This is a genomic window from Paenibacillus sp. GM2FR (genome assembly GCF_002803325.1).
GTDB classification, from domain to species: domain Bacteria; phylum Bacillota; class Bacilli; order Paenibacillales; family Paenibacillaceae; genus Paenibacillus_AQ; species Paenibacillus_AQ lautus.
On the sequence record NZ_MKZM01000008.1, the window covers coordinates 3,902,959 to 3,920,858 of the forward strand.

The following is a 17,900-nucleotide window of genomic DNA, read 5'->3' on the forward strand; positions in this document are numbered from 1 at the left end:
TCGTGTTAAATTGAGATTAGCAACACTTGTTTCAACGACCTGCTGCAATCGAGGTGTCGTATGGGCTCTTTTTTACAAATCAAAATATATCGTCACAAGTTTATTGCCTATGTCATCTTCGTCGTGGCCATCGGACTCACGCTGGGTACGCTGACCTGTGCCATGCTGCTGAATCAATGGGTTGGCAATGCCCGTATCGAGGCGGCTAATGCCTTCTCGCGTGTAGAGAATGAGCTGCAGTATGATGCCGACCGCATCGAGGCTTACATGCAGCGAATCTATTCCAATCCCGGTCTGATGGATGATGCTCGCAGCTTTTTAAGCAGCAGTGCTGAGGGATACTTAACCAGCAGGCTGCAGAACAGCCAATTCTCACAGCCGCTGGTTTCTTTTCCGGAGGATGTTAAGACCTATCTGTACAGCTGGGCGCAAGGTGAAATTACGCAGATAAGCACGCATACCGACAAGTATGGCAATGTCGTCCGTTTTAATGATAACGGAATTGCAAGCTTTACCTTCGGGCTTCCGAATACGGATGAAGCTTTTCGCGACACCCTGATGAAGGGATTCGTATATCGCAAGAAACTGTCGGATCCAACGTCAGGTTCCCAGGAATTCGGAGAGCTGCGCTTCTTGGTCAGCAGTGAGCAAGTCTTTAAATCCGTTCAAAGCTTTCGATTGGGGAATGCAGCTGCCGTCAGCCCTTCCGGTGAAATATATTTGATCGGTAACGAACAGGACCGGGATCTGGAGGAATTATCCCGACTAGCCGCGGCGAGTGGACGCAGTCACGGTATTATTTCTAAAGGTGTTTTGAAACATATCTTTTTTGTCTCCTTCCCATCCGCCAAGTTTAATTTCAAATTCGTCAGCATCATCGATTTATCCATGCTTATTCGTCAGCATGCCGGGATGCTGATCACCATCTTTCTGATCATATTGGCGGCCATGATTAGTGTGCTTCTGCTCATTGCATACAATATGCGGGATGATGCCCTCTTCCTGCGCCGTATCATTCAATCGATTGGACGCGTGAAGATGGCCAATTTTACGCCTAACCGCCCTGCCCGTTACCGTCGGAATGAATACGGCATGATCGCCCGGGAATTGGACGATATGATTCAGCAGCTGGATAAGCATATCCGTAATGAATATCTGTTAAAGATCAAACAGCAGGAAACTGAAATGAAAGCGCTTCAACACCAAATCAACCCTCATTTTTTATACAACACGTTAGAGGTTATCCGCTCCACGGCTCTTGTCAATCAGGACAGGGACACCGCCGACGCCATTGCAACGCTGGGGACGCTCTATCGCGACATCGTCAAAAAGGAAAATATCATTTCGATTGCAAGCGAGCTGGAATTGCTGCAGAAGTACTTGGAGATTATGGAGTTTAAGTATCCCGAGCGCTTTTATTATCAAGTCAATGTAGAGCCGGCGCTGCTCTTCATCCCTACCGTGAAATTCTGGATGCAGCCTTTGGCTGAGAATTTTTTCATCCATGGCTTTAACGCGAATCATGAGTTTAATTTGTATGTCGTTAATGGCTTTGAAGCTGAAGACGGTTATGTTCTGGAGTTCGTGGACAACGGACGCGGGATTCCTCCGGATCGTTTACATACCGTTCGAAGCACACTGTCTAACCATGATGAGCCTTCTTCCCATAGTATCGGGCTGCGCAACGTATATACGCGCCTTCACTTTTTCTATGGTGACGGCTTTTCGATCGAGATTGCGAATAATGAGGAAGCTGGAGTCAACATTTCCGTGCGGATTTCAAAAGAGGTGATTGAACATGTACAAACTGATGATTGTGGATGACGAACCTCAGATTTTGGAGGGAATGAAGCGAATCCTGGATTGGAAACAATACGGATTTGGTCGGATCGAAACCTGCGAATCCACGGAGGAAGCCATGTCCAAAGGGGTCGACCTGCTGCCGGATGTCGCCATATTCGATGTTTGCATTGGCAAGGAGCTTGGATATGAAGCGATCCGCAGGCTGAACGAATTTCAAATCCCTACGAAATATATCATTATGAGCGGCTATAGTGAATTTACATATGCCCAGGAAGCCATTCGCTGTGGCGTCAAAGACTATCTGCTCAAGCCTGTCGAACGCACCAAGCTGCAGCAAGTGATTGAGAAGATCATCGTCGAAGATCTGGGCGGTGCGATCGGTAACAGGAACGGCGAAAGCCTGAACAAGGACCCGGTATTAGGTGTAAGCTATGACAGCTTATCCAAGCTGGTCAACCGCATCCTGCTGATGATCAGGACAGAGTATGCTCAGAATATCACCTTGAAATCCGTGGCGGAGCGTTTCCAGATGAACAGCACCTACCTAGGACAATTGTTTCTTAAAGAAACCGCCATGAAGTTTTCCGAATACCTTATGGCTTACCGCATGCTTCTTGCACAAGAACGAATTCAATCGACAGATGAGAAGATTTCCTACATCGCATTTTCCGTCGGCTACAACAATCTCAACTATTTCTATACGCACTTTCACAGCTTTTTCCGAAAATCTCCTTCTGAACTGCGGGGAAAAGGTTAACAACAAACGCGGCGAAAAAAGGAGGATAATCGATGTTAAGGCACCCAAGACCCCGACGCGTCTTCATGATCATCAGTCTCCTATTGCTGCTCACATCATATACAACCGGCTGCTTCCAGCAGCCTGGATCTAACGACGAAACGTATGATGGGGACACGGTAAACCTGATCTATTATACGATCGGTGAGCCTGACAAGGATCTGCAGCTCGTCAATGATAAAATCAATGAAATCATGGCTCGTAAAATCGGCGTGACCATCACCTATGTCAAGGTAAGCTGGCAGGAGTATGAAGATCGGCTGAACACGCTGATATCCGCCGGAAGTCCGTTTGATATTGCTTTTGCACCCGATTATGCAACCACCGCGATGCGCGGCGCCTGGTTAAAGCTGGATGACTACCTTGCCGGCCTGGGCAAGGAAATGTACGACGCCATTGACCCTATCTTTTGGCAAGGGGTACGTATGAATGATGGCAGCATTTACGGTGTGCCGACCAATAAAGAGTTAGCCGTGCTGGATCAGTGGATGTACCCCGCTTCCATCGTGAGTAAATATAATATCGACATTACCAAGTACAATACGCTGGAATCGCTTGAACCGCTGCTTCGGATGATTCATCAGGAAGAGCCGGCCTACATCCCCATGGAATTGGATCGGGATTCCCACAATTTCTTCGCTCTATATGGATACGAATATATTATGAACCATAAATTGCCCTTGATGATCAAATCACTGGACCCGAATGCTCAGGTCGTGAATATCTTCGAAACCACGGAAGCGCGGCAGGTGCTGGAGACGTTACGGCGTTATTACAAGGAGGGCTTCATTAATGAGGATGCCGCCCTGCGAGAGCCGGGAGGACTTAAACGAGGGGCCAAAGTGTTCTGGAAGTCTTCAGGCGGCGGTCCGCTCTCGGAGACAACTTGGAGCAAGGATCGCGGCTACAAGATTGTAGCGAATCCCGTAACCCCAAGCACCGTCACGACGGAATCCGTCCGGGGAGGCATCATGACGGTGAATGCCAATACCAAGCATCCGGTGGAATGCATTAAATTCCTGAATTTGCTCAATACCGACCCGGAAATACGAAACTTGTTTAATTATGGGATTGAAGGCGTGCACTATACACTGGATGAACAAGGGCAAGTCGTTCTAACTACGGACAAGGACAGCCATGGCGACCCGATTCCGGATGCGCCTGCAAGCCGCTATGCAGGAGTGCAATACACGCAGGGGAATTGGTTTATCCTGAAAACCATGGGCGGCGATAACCCGGACCCCCTCGACAAATGGGATCAATTCCGCAAATACAACGCTGGCGTCGTCAAGTCCACCGTGCTCGGCTTTACGCCCGATCTATCCAAGCTGACCGTCCAAACCGATCACATCGAGATGGTCTGGCATAAATATTATCCGAGCCTCATGACAGGCTCCGTCGATGTGGATACGATCCTTCCCAAATTTAACGAGGAGCTGAAGCAAGCAGGCATGGACGACGTACGGCAGGAAGTGCAGAAGCAGCTGGATGCTTGGCGGAATGAAATGAGGTGAGTGCTGGGAGCTCGGCTCTCCGATCGGGTCGACCTTGACCCCCACATCGAGACATGGATCATATTCAAAAAAGGACCCTGAAGCGATAGCTTCAAGGTCCTTTTCGTCGTTTTCTTCACCTGGTCCCCTGAACGGTAACGGGGAGAAGCACATTTGAGTTCATGAGCTATTCCCATTTATCATAGGCTGCGTGCAAATTCACTTCGGACAGGAGTCCTTTTTGCAGCTGTGGATTCGGAACCATTCGATTGTACTTTATAATCTTTTGATTAATGGCCTCGAACGCTGTCTCTGGAATCGCATTCGACTCTTGGCGCTCCAAGAGCCGCTTGATGTCGGCGGCGATTTCTTTTCTCAGCTCAACCCATGCTGGCTGGTAATTCGCGTTCTTCATGATCCCGGTTAGAACATCTCCGTCTTCGATCTTAATCGGCTTTCCCTTCAACGGCAAATCGTCAAAGCCGCCTTCTCTGGCAAATTTGTCGATGGCCGATTCCAGCAGTCCGCTGCTGGTCGACATGGGGCGTCGTTCCTTTTCTTCACTTTGATTTTCTTCAGGAGCAAGAGCTGAATTTTTTGGATCATCATTCCGTTCCATTCGGTCACCTCCGTCTTAACATAACAGGGAAATAAATTCTATCCTTCGACGAAATATCGAAATGAACATTATATATTCCCTCTGAAATGCCATGAACGATTATCCAAAATATAACATACTGCTTCTAAGTTTAACAGTTCCTTTCAGTTGTGTATATTCCATCAAATGGGATAGGTCATGCATTAAATGCTGCAAAGTATGATCGAGAATTTTTCATTGACAAGCCATCCACACCAATATATGATAATGATTATCATTTTCATGTGCTAATTTGTACCATTTTATTAGAAGGAAGGTTTGTCCGTGATTAAAAAACGTGAAGTTTCATTAAGGGCATTATTTATTTCGGCAATGATCCTGATTCTGCTGGTCGGCTGTTCGAGCCAGCCATCAAGCTCAACACCTGCACCGGCTGCGACGGAAAAGGCTTCGTCAAGCACAGAAACGCCTAAGACGGAAACACCTGCTTCCCAAGATACAGATGTTGAATATCCGATCGTAATCAAGCACGCTTTTGGCGAGACCGTCATTAAAAGCAAGCCTGAACGTGTAGCTACGATTCAATGGGCTAATCATGATGTGGCTCTTGCTCTTGGCGTTGTTCCTGTAGGCTTTTCTGCCGCGAATTACGGCGTTCAGGACGACAGCGGACTTTTGCCTTGGACCGCTGAAAAGCTTAAGGAACTTGGCGTGAGTGAGCCTAATGTTTTTCAGGATACGGACGGCCTTGATTTCGAGGCCATTTCCGATGCCGACCCGGATGTCATTCTGGCAGCCTACTCCGGAATTACGCAGGAAGACTACGATATTCTAACCAAGATCGCTCCGGTCGTGGCGTACCCGACGACTCCTTGGCTCACGACTTGGCGGGAACAAGTGATGTTAAATGCAACCGGCATGGGCATGAAAGCGGAAGGCGAACAGCTCATTAAGGATACGGAGAACCTGGTCAAGGAAAAAGCAAGCGAGCATCCTGAGATGCAAGGTAAGAAAGTAGTTTGGGTCAATTTCTCGGCGAAAGACATGTCCAAATTGCATATCTATACCCCTGCTGACCCTCGCGGCTCTTTCCTGATGGAGCTTGGAATGGAATATCCTGAAAGTGTTACGAGTCAGATTACCGATGCTACCAACTACTCGCTGAATTTAAGCGCTGAGAACGCTGATGTCCTGAACGATGCGGACATTTTGGTCGGATATGGTGATGAGAGTTTATATGAAGCCGTTAAAGCAGATTCCCTGCTTGGCAAGATTCCGGCTATTCAAAGAGGCTCCGTCGTATTTATTGGCAACGGCACACCACTGGCGGCTTCCGGAAATCCGAACCCCCTTTCCATCTCTTACACCATCGATGACTATCTGGAATTACTCGCAGGAGCTATTAGCAAAGTAAATGAATAGTTCATCCGTTTCAGAAAACAAAGTGCTAAACTCCCGCATTCCGAGAAATTTCACATGGGTTCTGGTGATATGTTTGGTTTTGCTCGGTATAAGCGTGCTCGCATCGTTCACCTTAGGCTCCCGGCCGATCCGATTTCATGAATTGATGGACGGATTATTTCATCCGGACATCGATTCCTACGGAGCAAACGTGGTCCGCAAAAGGATTCCTCGAACGATTTTCAGTTTGTTTTGCGGTGCGGCACTCGGCGTTTCCGGGGCACTTATGCAAGCCGTCACTCGCAACCCGATTGCAGACCCGAGCATCCTGGGCGTCAACACCGGCGCAGCATTGTTTGTGGTTTGCGGAATTGCGTTCTTGAATATTAGCACCGCAAATCAATATATTTGGCTAGCTTTAGCTGGAGCAACCATTACCGCAGTGTTTGTATTCGGAATCGGTTCCATGGGGCGTGGCGGTGCTACGCCCCTTAAGCTTGTGTTGGCGGGAGCCGCCACAAGCGCCGCCCTCTCTTCGTTAGTTAGCGCAATCATGATTCCACGCTCCTATGTCATGGATCAATTCAGATTCTGGCAAGTGGGCAGCGTGGGTTCAGCGAACTGGAGCGATATGGCTACGTTCGCACCGTTTCTCGGAGTCGGCATGCTGTTAGGCATCATTTCGTCCTCGGCATTGAATGCGTTGGCGCTTGGAGACGACGTCGCGACCGGACTGGGCGTTCGTACAGGAGTACTGCGGCTTGGTGCGGCTTTTGCCGGAGTTCTTTTATGCGGGGCGACTACGGCGCTGGCAGGGCCCATCGGTTTTATCGGGCTTTTGTCAACGCATGTCATACGCCTTCTTCTTGGCTCCGACTTGCGTTATATTATACCGATGTCTGCCATTTCGGGAGCTGTCATATTAACGATATCCGATGTTATCGGCAGGCTGGTCGGCAGCCCCGGAGAACTTGAAGTCGGGGTAGTCACAGCCTTTATCGGGGCACCGATCCTAATCATATTAGCTATGAAAGCGAAAGTGCGTTCATTATGAAAAATAAAACTGTTGCGTTCATTATGGCAGGCAGGCGTCAAAGACGCCGTCGATGGATTCTTGTTACCAGCTTCCTTGCGTTACTTGCCTGCGCGCTCTGCTGTGCCATGCTTTTACTCGGGAGTACCATTTATCCCGTACAGGATGTCGTCCGGGCACTTTCGGGAGAGAACATCAAAGGGGTATCTTTTGCTTTGAATACTATACGCCTGCCGAGAATGCTGGCCGGCCTTTTAGCCGGATTTGCTTTTGGCCTGGCCGGTAACACCTTCCAGACGATGCTGCGTAACCCTCTTGCGAACCCGAATGTCATCGGGATTACTTCCGGCTCGAGCGCGGCGGCCGTTTTTTGCATTATCATTCTTCATACAAGCAATGCTGTTGTTTCCATTGCTTCGGTGGTCGCAGGTCTGGCTACCGTAACCCTCATTTATCTGTTGTCTAGGGCAAAGCCTTTTTCCGTCGGACGATTAATTTTGGTCGGTATCGGCATGCAGGCCATGCTGAACGCAGCCATATCGTATCTTCTCTTGGTTGGCGCGGAGCAAGACATTCCGACAGCGTTCAGATGGCTTAGCGGAAGCCTTAATGGCTCCCAAATGCATGAGCTTCCGGCTCTGGTGATATCGGTTCTGATTGGTACGCCTATCGTTGTCATGCTGGGGAAACATCTAAGTGTACTGGAACTGGGAGAACAATCCGCCGCGTCTCTCGGCGTGAATACGGACCTGACCCGAATGGTCCTTATCTTAAGCTCCGTCTGCATGATCGCAATCGCTACCGCTACCACGGGTCCCATCGCTTTTGTCGCTTTCTTATCGGGACCGATCGCCAAGAGATTGGTTGGCGTCGGGTTTTCGAACGCAATCCCGGCGGGACTTGTTGGCGTGAATCTGGTTTTGGCTGCCGACCTGGTCGGACAGTTTGCTTTTGAGGTCCGATTTCCTGTGGGCATCATAACCGGAATCCTCGGAGCGCCTTATTTGATTTTCTTGCTGATCCGAATGAATCGAAAGGGAAATTTATAATGAAACCTACGCATATTTTTAAAGCTGAGCAAACGGTAGCGGGATACGATCATAAAACCATCATTCACGACATTAATCTTGTCATCCCCAGTCATAAGATCAGCGTGATTATTGGAGCCAACGGGTGCGGAAAATCTACGCTTCTGAAAACCATGGCAAGGCTGATAAAACCTACATCTGGTCAAGTTACGCTGGACGGAAAGCCTATCGGCCATATACCGCCCAAAGAGCTGGCTCGTGTATTGGGTCTGCTGCCGCAGTCTCCCATTGTTCCTGAAGGGATCTCCGTCGCGGACTTGGTGGGACGCGGAAGGTTTCCACACCAGTCGTGGTTTAGCGGGTGGACAAAAAAAGATGAAGAGGCCGTTTCCGAAGCGATGGAAATCATGAATATCACGGAGCTTGCCAATCATCACATCGACGAGCTGTCCGGCGGTCAAAGACAGCGCGTCTGGATCGCTATGGCGCTGGCGCAGCAAACCGATATTTTACTGCTCGATGAACCTACAACCTTTTTAGATATTACTTATCAGATCGAAATTCTTGACTTGCTCACAGACCTAAACCGAAAATATGGAACGACGATTGTCATGGTTCTGCATGATATCAACCTGTCCGCCCGTTATGCCGACCATATCTTTGCGCTCCATAATGGATTGCTTGTGGCTGAAGGTACGCCATCACAAGTCATTACGAGCACGATGATCAAAGACATATTCGGGCTGGATTGCTCGGTAATCCAAGACCCCGTGTCAGGCTCTCCCCATGTGATACCCAAAGGACGATATCATGTTCAGCATGAAGGGTCTCCTTAACATTCTGATGGCATCGACGGTGTGGGTCTTCAACTACCCGTTTATGCCTTAACAATGAAAGGCCCGACATCGTTTAAAGTCGGGCCTTTTGTGCATTTTGGTATTTCGTCTTTTTCTTCTCTGGTGTCGTGAATTCATTTTCTAGAAACAAGGTCCTTTACTGCACCTATTAAAGCTGCCGGGAGTAATGTAACGGCAAAATTGACAGTGAATAAGTTGTGTTCTTGGGTTTTATAAGGTGTGAACCATTCCGGAAAGAACGAGCTTTATGTTGTGTATCTTTCAATGGATGTGCTCTCCTTTTTTAGCATTTATCACCTAATTTTAATATGCATCCGCGGGACTCTTATAAGTCTTTTCTAGTAAATAGGCTTACCGTTAAGAAATAGGAAGCGATGAATACGGCTACGATACCAATTAGAATAAGAAGTAAGGTTTGGTCGCTAATGACGCCTTTCTCGCTCACCATATTCATTAGCACCGCTGCAGGTTGTGCCAGGATGATTAAGGAGATCATGAATACGGCATTGATAATTCCGGCTCCTTTTTTACTAAGCGCGTAAAAAAGAGGCATATAGATAGAAATGAGAACAAGCAGCATTCCTACTGAAACCAATATGGACCATACCGTATAATCCGGCTTTTCAAGCTGCGGGAATGAAAGATTAATGAGCTGGTGAATCCCGTAAGAAGCAATGACCCCAAAAAGGGTATATATGACGGCTGTTATGTATTTGGCTAGAACAATATGTTTGCGACTAATCGGCAGCGTGACCAGAAATTTATGGTTATGGTTTTTGATATCGATCATCGTAGCGAGAATAATGGAGCCGAAAGCGGTATAGATTCCTACAAAATAAATAGACATTTCACTTTTTGGTATAAAAGCGACACTGAATACAGCGAGATAAAGAAGAATCGTCCACAGTGAGCTTTTTAAAGCGATGAGGTCTTTGCGAAGCAAATTAAGCATGAACTCGTCCTCCCTTGGCCGTGAAGTACATAATGTCTTCTAAGGATGGTTTTTCTAAAATAGCATTATTGCTAAACAGCTTCGCGGCCTTTTGTCTATTATCTACTAAGCCCTCAAAACCAAGCGCCGTTTCACGAATTCCGATAAACTCCTTACGAATATCCGAATCAATCAGTTGCAAGTCGCCCTTCACGATCGCGTATCTCTCAAGCACATCATCTTTCGCTTCATTGAATACGAGTTTTCCGTCATTGACGAAAGTAATGTAGTCAGCTATGCGGTCCAAATCCGTCGTAATATGGGTCGAGAAGATAATCGTATTTTTTTCGTCCTGCATCATATCCGCAAGCAGATCAAGCATTTCCCTTCTGAACACAGGATCGAGTCCGGAAGTCGGCTCATCCATGACCAGGAGTTCAGCCTCATGGGATAAAGCAATGGCAAGGGAGAGTTTGATCTTCATTCCCTTGGATAAATCTTCAACCTTCTTCTTAGGAGACAATTCGAATTGTTCGAGGCAGCGGTTAAATTTCTTTTCATTCCAATGGCTGTAAAAAGGTGCGATCATTCTCTTCGTATCATGAATCGTAAGATGCTCATAATAGAAGCAATCATCCGAGACAATGCCGATGCGCTGTTTAATGTCGACTTCATGATTAGGCATATCCAGGCCGAGTATTTTTACACTGCCGGAATCGGGACGGATCATGCCGAGCATCATCTTGATTAAGGTGCTTTTACCAACACCATTCGGACCAATGAGTCCGGTAATGTAGCCTTGTTTCACATCCAGAGATACATGATCGACTTTGAAAAGAGGGTATGTTTTCGTTAAATTTCGTAATTCGATTGCATTCATGGTGTTTGTTCCTCCTCGAACAGTAGAGTCAGATGATCGATTACATCTTGTTGACTCATGTTTAATTCCTTGCTTTCTCGAATGATATTGATCATTTGCTCTTCCAATCGCTTCATGCGCTGCTCCCTGATGAAATCTTTATTTGCCCCTGATACGAAACATCCCTTGCCTACGACGGAGTCGATTAGCCTTTCGTTCTCCAATTCTTCATAGGCACGCTTAGTGGTAATAACACTAACCTGCAAATCCTTAGCAAGCTGCCTAATGGAAGGGAGGCTGTCGCCTGCGCGCAATTCTCCGCTCAGGATACTCTGTCTAATCTGGTTCATAATCTGTATGTAAATCGGATCGCTCGATGCGTTGGATAATATGATTTTTATGCCGTTCACCCCACTGCTGTTAATTAAGTGCATACCGTATATATATAATATATACACTATTCCCTCTTGTGTCAATTCATCCATCTGGGCAGTGATTCTTGTCCATTTCGGTAGCTAAAATAAAAAAGCCGAAGCCCTTAAATAAGGATTTCGGCGTTTTCTATTCCCCCAACCCTAATATTAGGGCAACGGTTATCGAAGCTTACATTAAGCTCTGCGAATCGTAAATTCAAATAACATGTCCGTCGAAGGATCGATTTGATACTCTTCATGAACCGGAGCCCCCCAGCTGTCGTCACCCCCAACCCCCATTTGCCGCCCGGCAATGGTAACAACGGTATGGTGAACGTTCGGCAGCTCATAATGATGCGTCGCATTCTCCAGCTCGAATGCGGTATACGGCGATATATTGGCTTCTACCGGTGCTGCCGATGGGGCCTCAATCGTAATGCCATGGCCTTGATCGCTAGTTATGGATACTTCGCGCACCCCCGTACGATTGCCCGATTCCTGCGGTACCAAGTAGGCTGATACATTATCCGCCGCACGATTGCGGAAGCGACACAATCTAGCTCCGAACGCACGGTCGATATAATTCTCTTCCGGTCCGTTTGCATACCAATCCAGGTTGTCGTAGTCCGCCGGTACTTTGAACGTAAGGGCAAAGATCGGCAGCTTCGGCAAGCCCGGTTCTCCTTGGTACCCCGCCTTTACCTGAATGCTGCCATCGGTAAATACCGTGTACGATACACGCACCCGTATTTCCTCGGACACGCTCAGTTTATACACGTAGGTCACGGTCGCGCGGTCCGAGTTCTCCATAAGCTCGCAGCTTAACGTTCTTCGGGTCAGGCTTGCAGCATACCAAAGCGCGGAATCGAAAGGCAGTCCCGCTCCTTTATCGTTATCCGTCATCGCTCTCCAGAAGAGCGGCACCGGCGGCGAAGAGATCATCTCCCGTCCCGCATACTTGATGGATATGAGGGTCCCTGCCTGCTTCGAGAACAAAACGGAGAAATCACGTCCATGAACGCCGATATTTACGTCCCCTTCAACTACACGGAAATCATTCGCAGCCGTATCGTGCGAAACTCCTGAATCTGATTTCAGGCGTTCCGCCTCCGACGCTTGCGTATGGTCAGGAGCGTCAACAGCCAACGGGTTCTCCACTAAAAATACATGCTGTCCAAAAGCAATTTCGTAGCCGGCTTCCGCCCATAACGATTCCTTCTTGAGCACGAGTGAAACGTCCAGCGTATACTCACCGGTTGGATACCCAGCCTCAGGCAATTCCAGCTCTACATATCGCTCTTCACCGGGATCAACCTGGGTGCATACCGCTCCGCTGTAGATGTTCCTTCCCTCTAAACTCAGGCAATATTTAACTTCATAAGCATCCAAACCCACAAACAGGTTCTCGTTTCGGATCGCGACGCCACAACGATCCGGAATCAGCTTGACGTTCTGATACAGGAATTTCACTTCCTGCATTTTGGGGGACCATGTCCGATTCGCATAGACGATGCCGTTGCCGGAGAAATTGTAATCAGTTGAACGATCATCAAAATCCCCTCCATAAGCCATAAAAGGCTTGCCATAACGATCACGTTTCACGATAACCTGATCCATGAAATCCCAGATGAAGCCGCCTTGATACATCGGAAACTTCTGCTCCAGCTCCGTATATTTATGCAAACCGCCGACGGAATTGCCCATGGCATGCATGTACTCGCAGCTGATGTAGGGCTTGGAAGGATCGTTTTGCAAATACTGTTCAATATCCGCCGGTTTGGCATACATGCGGCTCTCCATATCGCTCGCATCGTCATACTCCCGGTTATGGAACACCCCTTCGTAATGCACGAGCCGGGTAGGGTCCTTCTCCCGAAAAACATTCGCAACGTTCCGAATGACTTCTCCGGCATAAGACTCGTTGCCGCAAGACCAGATCAATATCGATGGGTGGTTTTTATCTCTCTCCATCATGGAAATCGCACGGTCCAACACGATATCCTGCCATTCCGGCCTGCTGCCCGGTATGTTCCAGGATGGCTCAACGGCCCCCATTTTCTGCCATGATCCATGTGTCTCCAAATTCATCTCGTCGATGACGTACACGCCGTACTCATCACACAGCTCATACCACAGCGTCTGATTCGGATAATGCGACGTCCGTACGGCGTTGATATTCGCCTGCTTTAATGTCTTGATATCCCACAGCATATCCTCTTTCGTAATGCAGCGTCCGCGGCGGGAATTGAATTCGTGCCGATTGACACCTTTGAATACAATGCGCTTGCCGTTTAAGTGCATCACTTTGTCGATCATCTCGAATTTGCGGAAGCCTACCTTTTGCGGCACAACTTCCACAAGGTTTCCGGATGCGTCATAGACGGATACGTACAGCGTATATAAATTAGGTTCTTCTGCGCTCCACCGCTGGACCTTCCCGGCAGCTAACGCAATCGACGCCGTCCCCCCGGAAGCTCCGGTCTCGCCCCGGACCACTGGATTTCCTGCTGGATCCTTGAGCTCAAGGACTACCTTCGAAGCGGACTTGCCCCTGAGCTGCATGGCTGCCTTCAGCGTTCCAAGTTCATACGTTTCATCCAAATCGGTTTGAACATGCAGATCCTGCACATGAACGTCCGGTACCGTATACAGATACACGTCTCGAAAAATACCGGAAAAGCGCCAAAAGTCTTGATCCTCCAGCCAGCTTCCAGTGCTGCGTTGGTAAACCTCGACAGCCAGCTTATTCTCACCCTCGGTTAAGTACGGCGTGAGGTCAAATTCGCTCGGCGTAAAGCTGTCTTCGCTGTAGCCAACAAACTCCCCGTTGAGCCATACATAGAAAGCCGTTTCAACTCCCTGAAATGAGATATACAGCGGACGCTGCGACCAGCTTGGAGGAACGTTGAAAAACTTCACATAACTGCCCACCGGATTGTGGTCCTCTGAGATCATCGGGGGTCTAAGAAACTCCTGACCATCCCAGGGGTACATCGTATTCACATACTGCGGCTGCCCATACCCCTGAAGCTGGATATGTCCGGGAACCTCAATATCATCCCATCCTCTGCAGGAAACGTCCATTCTATAAAAATCCGCTTGACGTTCCTTGGCATTATGAGCATAACTAAACTTCCAGCTTCCATTCAGGCTCCGGCGCCAAGGCATCTCTCCAAGCTGTTCGGCTTCAAGTATCGTTTCGTAATACCGATGATCGGAGTGCGCGGGCATCCTGCTTACCGCAAATATGCCGGGGTCGGACAACCAGGCAAGGCTTGGCGCGACTCCTCGTTCAAGCTGCTGTTTCATCTGTTTCCCTCCATTTTCCAACTTTATTTCACTGAACCTGTCATTCCGGCAACAAATTGCTTCTGCATCATGAAGAACACCAGCGCCGTCGGCAGCGTCGTAATGACAATCGCGGACATGATCAAACCATAGTCGGGAGCATAGCCTGATCCCAGATTCGATATCAGCAGCGGCACGGTCATATTCTCCGGCGACTGCAGTACGATCAGCGGCCACAAATAGTTGTTCCAGCTGTTCAGGAAGGTAATAATCGCTGCGGCGGCATAGGTCGATTTCATCGTCGGCATATAGATGCGGAAGAATAAGCCGATCTCCGAAAGCCCATCGATGCGACCGGCTTCCATCATATCCTTCGGAAACATTTTTGTGCTTTGACGGAAGAAGAAGATGAGAAACGCCGTCGTGAATGTCGGCAGGATGACAGCCCCTGCCGTATCAATGCCTAGAAAGGGCACAACCCCCGATACTTTGGCAAACATTTGAAATAAAGGCACCATGATCGCCGCGAACGGAATCATCATCGAGGCCAGCAGGATATTAAATACAATATCTTTGCCGCGGCTGCGGTACATCTCAAATCCATAACCCGCCGCTGATGCTACCAGCAGGGAAAGCACGGTAGTCACCACCGAGATTTTCGCGGAATTCCAGAGAGCCTGCCACATGTCCACGGAGCTGAACAGATTGTTGATATTCTTGACCAGGTGCGAACCCGGCAGCAGCGTCCCTTTCGTTACGTCCACGGACGGATTGGTGGCGCTGACAACCATCCAGATAAACGGGAAGATGGAGACCAGAGCAGCGATAATTAAAAACAGGTAAGTAAACACGCGTTTGGTTCTCATGATCTCTTATCACCTCCAACTTTGTTCTGGATCATCGTCAATATGACCACCATGAGTACAATCGAATAGGAAACGGTAGCCGCGTATCCGAAGTCAGGCGTGTATTCGAAGGAAAGGTTGTAAATATATTGCGATATCGACATCGTTGCGTTTCCGGGACCACCCTTGGTGATGTTAACTACCTCGTCAAACAACTGGAGCGTTCCAATGGTCGATGTGATCGTCGTAAACAAGATGATCGGCTTCAACAGCGGAATCGTAATTTTGAAAAACTGCGTGAAGGCATTCGCACCATCGATGCGGGCAGCTTCATATACGGATTTATCAATATTTTGCAGTGAGGATAAATAGAAAATCATATTATAGCCCGTAAAACGCCAGGTGATCGCAATGATAATCGTCACTTTGGCCCAGAAAGGGTCGGTAATCCATTGAATCGGCTCCTGGATGAGATGAAGATTCACCAGAAATTTATTGACGATGCCGTCGGCTCCGAACATGTACTTGAAAACGACGGAGTACGCGACAAGCGAGGTTACCGTCGGCAGGAAAATCGCCGTTCTGAAAAAACCTTTGAACTTCAATCGATCGTCATTGAGCAGCACAGCGATAAAGAGCGCCAGCACCAGCATGACCGGGACCTGAACAAGTAAATAAATAAATGTGTTCTTGACGGCCGTAAGGAAGGTGGTATCGCTGAACAGGCGAATATAGTTGTCTATACCGACAAACTGAAGATTGCTGCCTCTGCCTGATTTGAAGGATAGGATTAACGCTTGAACCATCGGATAAAAATAAAAAATACTAATCATGACAACCGGTACAAGGACAAAGAACCAACCTGTCAAACGCATCCGCCTTTGACTGTTAAGGCCCTTGTGAATTTGCGGGCTTAGCCTGGCTTGTTCTGTATTCACACCACTCCACACCCTTCTGTTGATCACATTTCTTACGGATAGAGAACATAAAGCCCTCGCTCCCCTTCCTTCAGCAGATGTCCACTTTACAGGAGAAGAAGGAGCAAGGGCATATATATGGTACTGCCTGAGTGTGTTTAACGAATTTGCGTATCGGCTTGCGTCTGCGCATCTTTCAGAACGGTATCCACATCTTTACCGCCGAGATACGCCTGCATGGCAACGACCATAATATCCTCGATGGCGTACGTGTTCATGCCGTAGTTCACGTTAGGAATTTGTTCAGTCCAAGTCGCAAAGTCCGATACGACTTTTTGCCCTTGGAAATACTCATCCGCTGCCGCGTAAGCTTCTCCGCCTGCGGCGGCTTTCAGGGTGCCGATCACCCCGACTTTTGTATTCAATGTCTGATACAGCTCAGCGTCGGAAGCAAACGTCTTCGCGAGGAACTCCGCTGCTGCTTCTTTGCCGTCTACATTCATCACATACCAGGAGCTGCCGCCCAGGTTGGAAGCATGGACAGAGCCTTCTGTTGCCGCAAGCTTAGGCAGCGGGGCTACCGCCCATTTACCGGATTGGGAAGCTTCGGCTTTGATCGAAGGCGTGATCCAGTTGCCGGTCGGCACGGTAGCCACTTCACCGCTGTTGAATGCTCCAACGAATTGACTCCAGTCTGAGTTCACCTTCACGATGCCGGAATCCATCATTTCTTTGTACAATTCAAAGGCTTCCTTCAATGGAGCATTGCCTGCAATCGTCGGCGTTTGGCCATCTTCCGCCGTGTACCATGCCCCCGCGGATTGGATCATCATGCGGATGAGTCCCAGATCATTAGGATCTAGCGTAATCATGCTTTTGCCGGTTTTCTCTTTGACGGCTTTGCCGATCTCGATGTACTGCTTCCAGTCGATGTCCTGCAGGTCGTCCAGACTGTAGCCTGCCTGCTCAAGATAATCCGTTCGTACGTACATTCCCGTCACGCCGGAGTCAAACGGAACGCCGTACTGCTTGCCGTCAACGCTGGTCGGGCCGATCTTGTAATCCGCGAAATCGTCCACTTTCACGACGTCCGTCAATTCGTAGAAAGAATCCGGATACGCTTGCAAGAAGCTCTGTGCACGGTAATCCTCAATGAGCACGATGTTAGGCAACCCTTTGGTGGAACCGGAATTCAACCCGGTGTTCAGCTTTTGAACGATATCGGCCTGCGCATTCTCTACAACATTAATCGTGACGTCCGGATTCACTTGGGCATAAGCTTCTTTAGCAACATTCATGGCGGCAATATTAAATGCCGGGTCCCAAGCCCAAACCGTAATCTCTTTTGGAGCAGCACTGCCTTCACCGCTAGAGCTGCCGTTGCTGCTAGAACCGCCTTCCGTACCACCCGAGGAACATGCCGACAAAAGAACAACACTGGCCAGCAGTAAACTCATAAATTTTTTCAATGCGTAAACCCCCTTTTTAGTCTGAAAACAATAAAAGATGGAAGCGTTTTCTCTACTACGCCTCCATCTTATCATTTTGTATTCGTTTTCATTGGCACTATCTTTGTCAGCTTTGGTGCTATTATTGGATCCTGTTTTCGCTTTCATACCGGCTCTGGTACTATTTTTA

Annotated in this window: 15 protein-coding genes and 1 pseudogene; 7 read left to right on the forward strand and 9 right to left on the reverse strand. The window is 48.4% G+C overall.

What is annotated here, in order from left to right:
- The first annotated feature begins 60 nt into the window (after positions 1 to 60).
- The 3 genes from PAEVO_RS17670 to PAEVO_RS17680 are packed head-to-tail and all read left to right on the forward strand — an operon-like array spanning position 61 to position 4,113.
- The gene (locus PAEVO_RS17670; RefSeq protein ID WP_100538724.1) at positions 61 to 1,824 is read left to right on the forward strand and encodes a sensor histidine kinase; all 1,764 of its coding nucleotides are present in this window, start codon (positions 61 to 63) and stop codon (positions 1,822 to 1,824) included.
- Positions 1,799 to 2,560 (forward strand): response regulator transcription factor, encoded by a 762-nt coding sequence (locus PAEVO_RS17675; protein WP_100538725.1) that lies wholly within the window; start codon positions 1,799 to 1,801, stop codon positions 2,558 to 2,560. The genes PAEVO_RS17670 and PAEVO_RS17675 overlap by 26 nt, the downstream gene beginning before the upstream one ends.
- A gap of 32 nt (positions 2,561 to 2,592) precedes the next feature.
- Complete coding sequence (locus PAEVO_RS17680) at positions 2,593 to 4,113, forward strand: ABC transporter substrate-binding protein (protein WP_100538726.1); 1,521 nt, start codon at positions 2,593 to 2,595, stop codon at positions 4,111 to 4,113.
- A 166-nt stretch (positions 4,114 to 4,279) separates the two neighbouring features.
- Here the strand turns inward: PAEVO_RS17680 and PAEVO_RS17685 are convergent, their stop codons facing one another.
- On the reverse strand, positions 4,280 to 4,711 hold the full coding sequence (locus tag PAEVO_RS17685; RefSeq protein ID WP_100538727.1) for a DnaJ family domain-containing protein: 432 nt from the start codon (positions 4,709 to 4,711) through the stop codon (positions 4,280 to 4,282).
- Positions 4,712 to 5,062: 351 nt separating this feature from the next.
- Here PAEVO_RS17685 and PAEVO_RS17690 point away from each other — a divergent pair, with 351 nt between their 5' ends.
- From PAEVO_RS17690 to PAEVO_RS17705, 4 genes are read left to right on the forward strand one after another with little or no spacing between them, the layout of a single operon-like run.
- Entirely contained in the window at positions 5,063 to 6,112 is a 1,050-nt protein-coding gene (locus PAEVO_RS17690; RefSeq protein WP_100539499.1) for an iron-siderophore ABC transporter substrate-binding protein, read from the forward strand.
- Positions 6,105 to 7,145 (forward strand): FecCD family ABC transporter permease, encoded by a 1,041-nt coding sequence (locus PAEVO_RS17695; RefSeq protein ID WP_100538728.1) that lies wholly within the window; start codon positions 6,105 to 6,107, stop codon positions 7,143 to 7,145. The genes PAEVO_RS17690 and PAEVO_RS17695 overlap by 8 nt, the downstream gene beginning before the upstream one ends.
- Positions 7,142 to 8,173 (forward strand): FecCD family ABC transporter permease, encoded by a 1,032-nt coding sequence (locus tag PAEVO_RS17700; RefSeq protein WP_100538729.1) that lies wholly within the window; start codon positions 7,142 to 7,144, stop codon positions 8,171 to 8,173. Before PAEVO_RS17695 ends, PAEVO_RS17700 begins: the two co-directional genes overlap by 4 nt.
- Complete coding sequence (locus PAEVO_RS17705) at positions 8,173 to 8,988, forward strand: ABC transporter ATP-binding protein (RefSeq protein ID WP_100538730.1); 816 nt, start codon at positions 8,173 to 8,175, stop codon at positions 8,986 to 8,988. Before PAEVO_RS17700 ends, PAEVO_RS17705 begins: the two co-directional genes overlap by 1 nt.
- Positions 8,989 to 9,122: 134 nt before the next feature.
- Here PAEVO_RS17705 and PAEVO_RS34885 read toward each other — a convergent pair.
- The 8 genes and pseudogenes from PAEVO_RS34885 to PAEVO_RS17745 form a co-directional block, all read right to left on the reverse strand.
- Positions 9,123 to 9,254: pseudogene (locus PAEVO_RS34885) on the reverse strand (YfzA family protein); the annotation flags it as partial.
- An 80-nt stretch (positions 9,255 to 9,334) separates the two neighbouring features.
- Positions 9,335 to 9,961, reverse strand: a complete 627-nt coding sequence (locus tag PAEVO_RS17715) for an ABC-2 transporter permease (protein ID WP_100538731.1) — start codon at positions 9,959 to 9,961, stop codon at positions 9,335 to 9,337.
- A complete protein-coding gene (locus PAEVO_RS17720; RefSeq protein WP_100538732.1) occupies positions 9,954 to 10,820 on the reverse strand; it encodes an ABC transporter ATP-binding protein in 867 nt (288 codons plus the stop codon). Before PAEVO_RS17720 ends, PAEVO_RS17715 begins: the two co-directional genes overlap by 8 nt.
- Positions 10,817 to 11,200: a GntR family transcriptional regulator gene (locus PAEVO_RS17725; protein ID WP_100539500.1), complete on the reverse strand. Its 384-nt coding sequence runs from the start codon at positions 11,198 to 11,200 to the stop codon at positions 10,817 to 10,819. Before PAEVO_RS17725 ends, PAEVO_RS17720 begins: the two co-directional genes overlap by 4 nt.
- Before the next feature lie 207 nt (positions 11,201 to 11,407).
- The gene (gene lacZ / locus PAEVO_RS17730) at positions 11,408 to 14,521 is read right to left on the reverse strand and encodes a beta-galactosidase, LacZ type (RefSeq protein WP_100538733.1); all 3,114 of its coding nucleotides are present in this window, start codon (positions 14,519 to 14,521) and stop codon (positions 11,408 to 11,410) included.
- Between the two features lie 23 nt (positions 14,522 to 14,544).
- Entirely contained in the window at positions 14,545 to 15,366 is an 822-nt protein-coding gene (locus PAEVO_RS17735; RefSeq protein ID WP_100538734.1) for a carbohydrate ABC transporter permease, read from the reverse strand.
- Complete coding sequence (locus PAEVO_RS17740) at positions 15,363 to 16,220, reverse strand: carbohydrate ABC transporter permease (protein ID WP_100538735.1); 858 nt, start codon at positions 16,218 to 16,220, stop codon at positions 15,363 to 15,365. Before PAEVO_RS17740 ends, PAEVO_RS17735 begins: the two co-directional genes overlap by 4 nt.
- A gap of 200 nt (positions 16,221 to 16,420) precedes the next feature.
- Positions 16,421 to 17,731: an ABC transporter substrate-binding protein gene (locus PAEVO_RS17745; protein WP_100538736.1), complete on the reverse strand. Its 1,311-nt coding sequence runs from the start codon at positions 17,729 to 17,731 to the stop codon at positions 16,421 to 16,423.
- Between the last annotated feature and the right edge of the window lie 169 nt (positions 17,732 to 17,900).

Bases quoted from the DNA above. Each gene is read 5' to 3' on its own strand.
- PAEVO_RS17670 (WP_100538724.1), top strand. From the start codon at position 61: ATGGGCTCTTTTTTACAAATCAAAATATATCGTCACAAGTTTATTGCC.
- PAEVO_RS17675 (WP_100538725.1), top strand. From the start codon at position 1,799: ATGTACAAACTGATGATTGTGGATGACGAACCTCAGATTTTGGAGGGA.
- PAEVO_RS17680 (WP_100538726.1), top strand. From the start codon at position 2,593: ATGTTAAGGCACCCAAGACCCCGACGCGTCTTCATGATCATCAGTCTC.
- PAEVO_RS17685 (WP_100538727.1), bottom strand. From the start codon at position 4,711: ATGGAACGGAATGATGATCCAAAAAATTCAGCTCTTGCTCCTGAAGAA.
- PAEVO_RS17690 (WP_100539499.1), top strand. From the start codon at position 5,063: ATGATCCTGATTCTGCTGGTCGGCTGTTCGAGCCAGCCATCAAGCTCA.
- PAEVO_RS17695 (WP_100538728.1), top strand. From the start codon at position 6,105: ATGAATAGTTCATCCGTTTCAGAAAACAAAGTGCTAAACTCCCGCATT.
- PAEVO_RS17700 (WP_100538729.1), top strand. From the start codon at position 7,142: ATGAAAAATAAAACTGTTGCGTTCATTATGGCAGGCAGGCGTCAAAGA.
- PAEVO_RS17705 (WP_100538730.1), top strand. From the start codon at position 8,173: ATGAAACCTACGCATATTTTTAAAGCTGAGCAAACGGTAGCGGGATAC.
- PAEVO_RS17715 (WP_100538731.1), bottom strand. From the start codon at position 9,961: ATGCTTAATTTGCTTCGCAAAGACCTCATCGCTTTAAAAAGCTCACTG.
- PAEVO_RS17720 (WP_100538732.1), bottom strand. From the start codon at position 10,820: ATGAATGCAATCGAATTACGAAATTTAACGAAAACATACCCTCTTTTC.
- lacZ (WP_100538733.1), bottom strand. From the start codon at position 14,521: ATGAAACAGCAGCTTGAACGAGGAGTCGCGCCAAGCCTTGCCTGGTTG.
- PAEVO_RS17735 (WP_100538734.1), bottom strand. From the start codon at position 15,366: ATGAGAACCAAACGCGTGTTTACTTACCTGTTTTTAATTATCGCTGCT.
- PAEVO_RS17740 (WP_100538735.1), bottom strand. From the start codon at position 16,220: ATGCGTTTGACAGGTTGGTTCTTTGTCCTTGTACCGGTTGTCATGATT.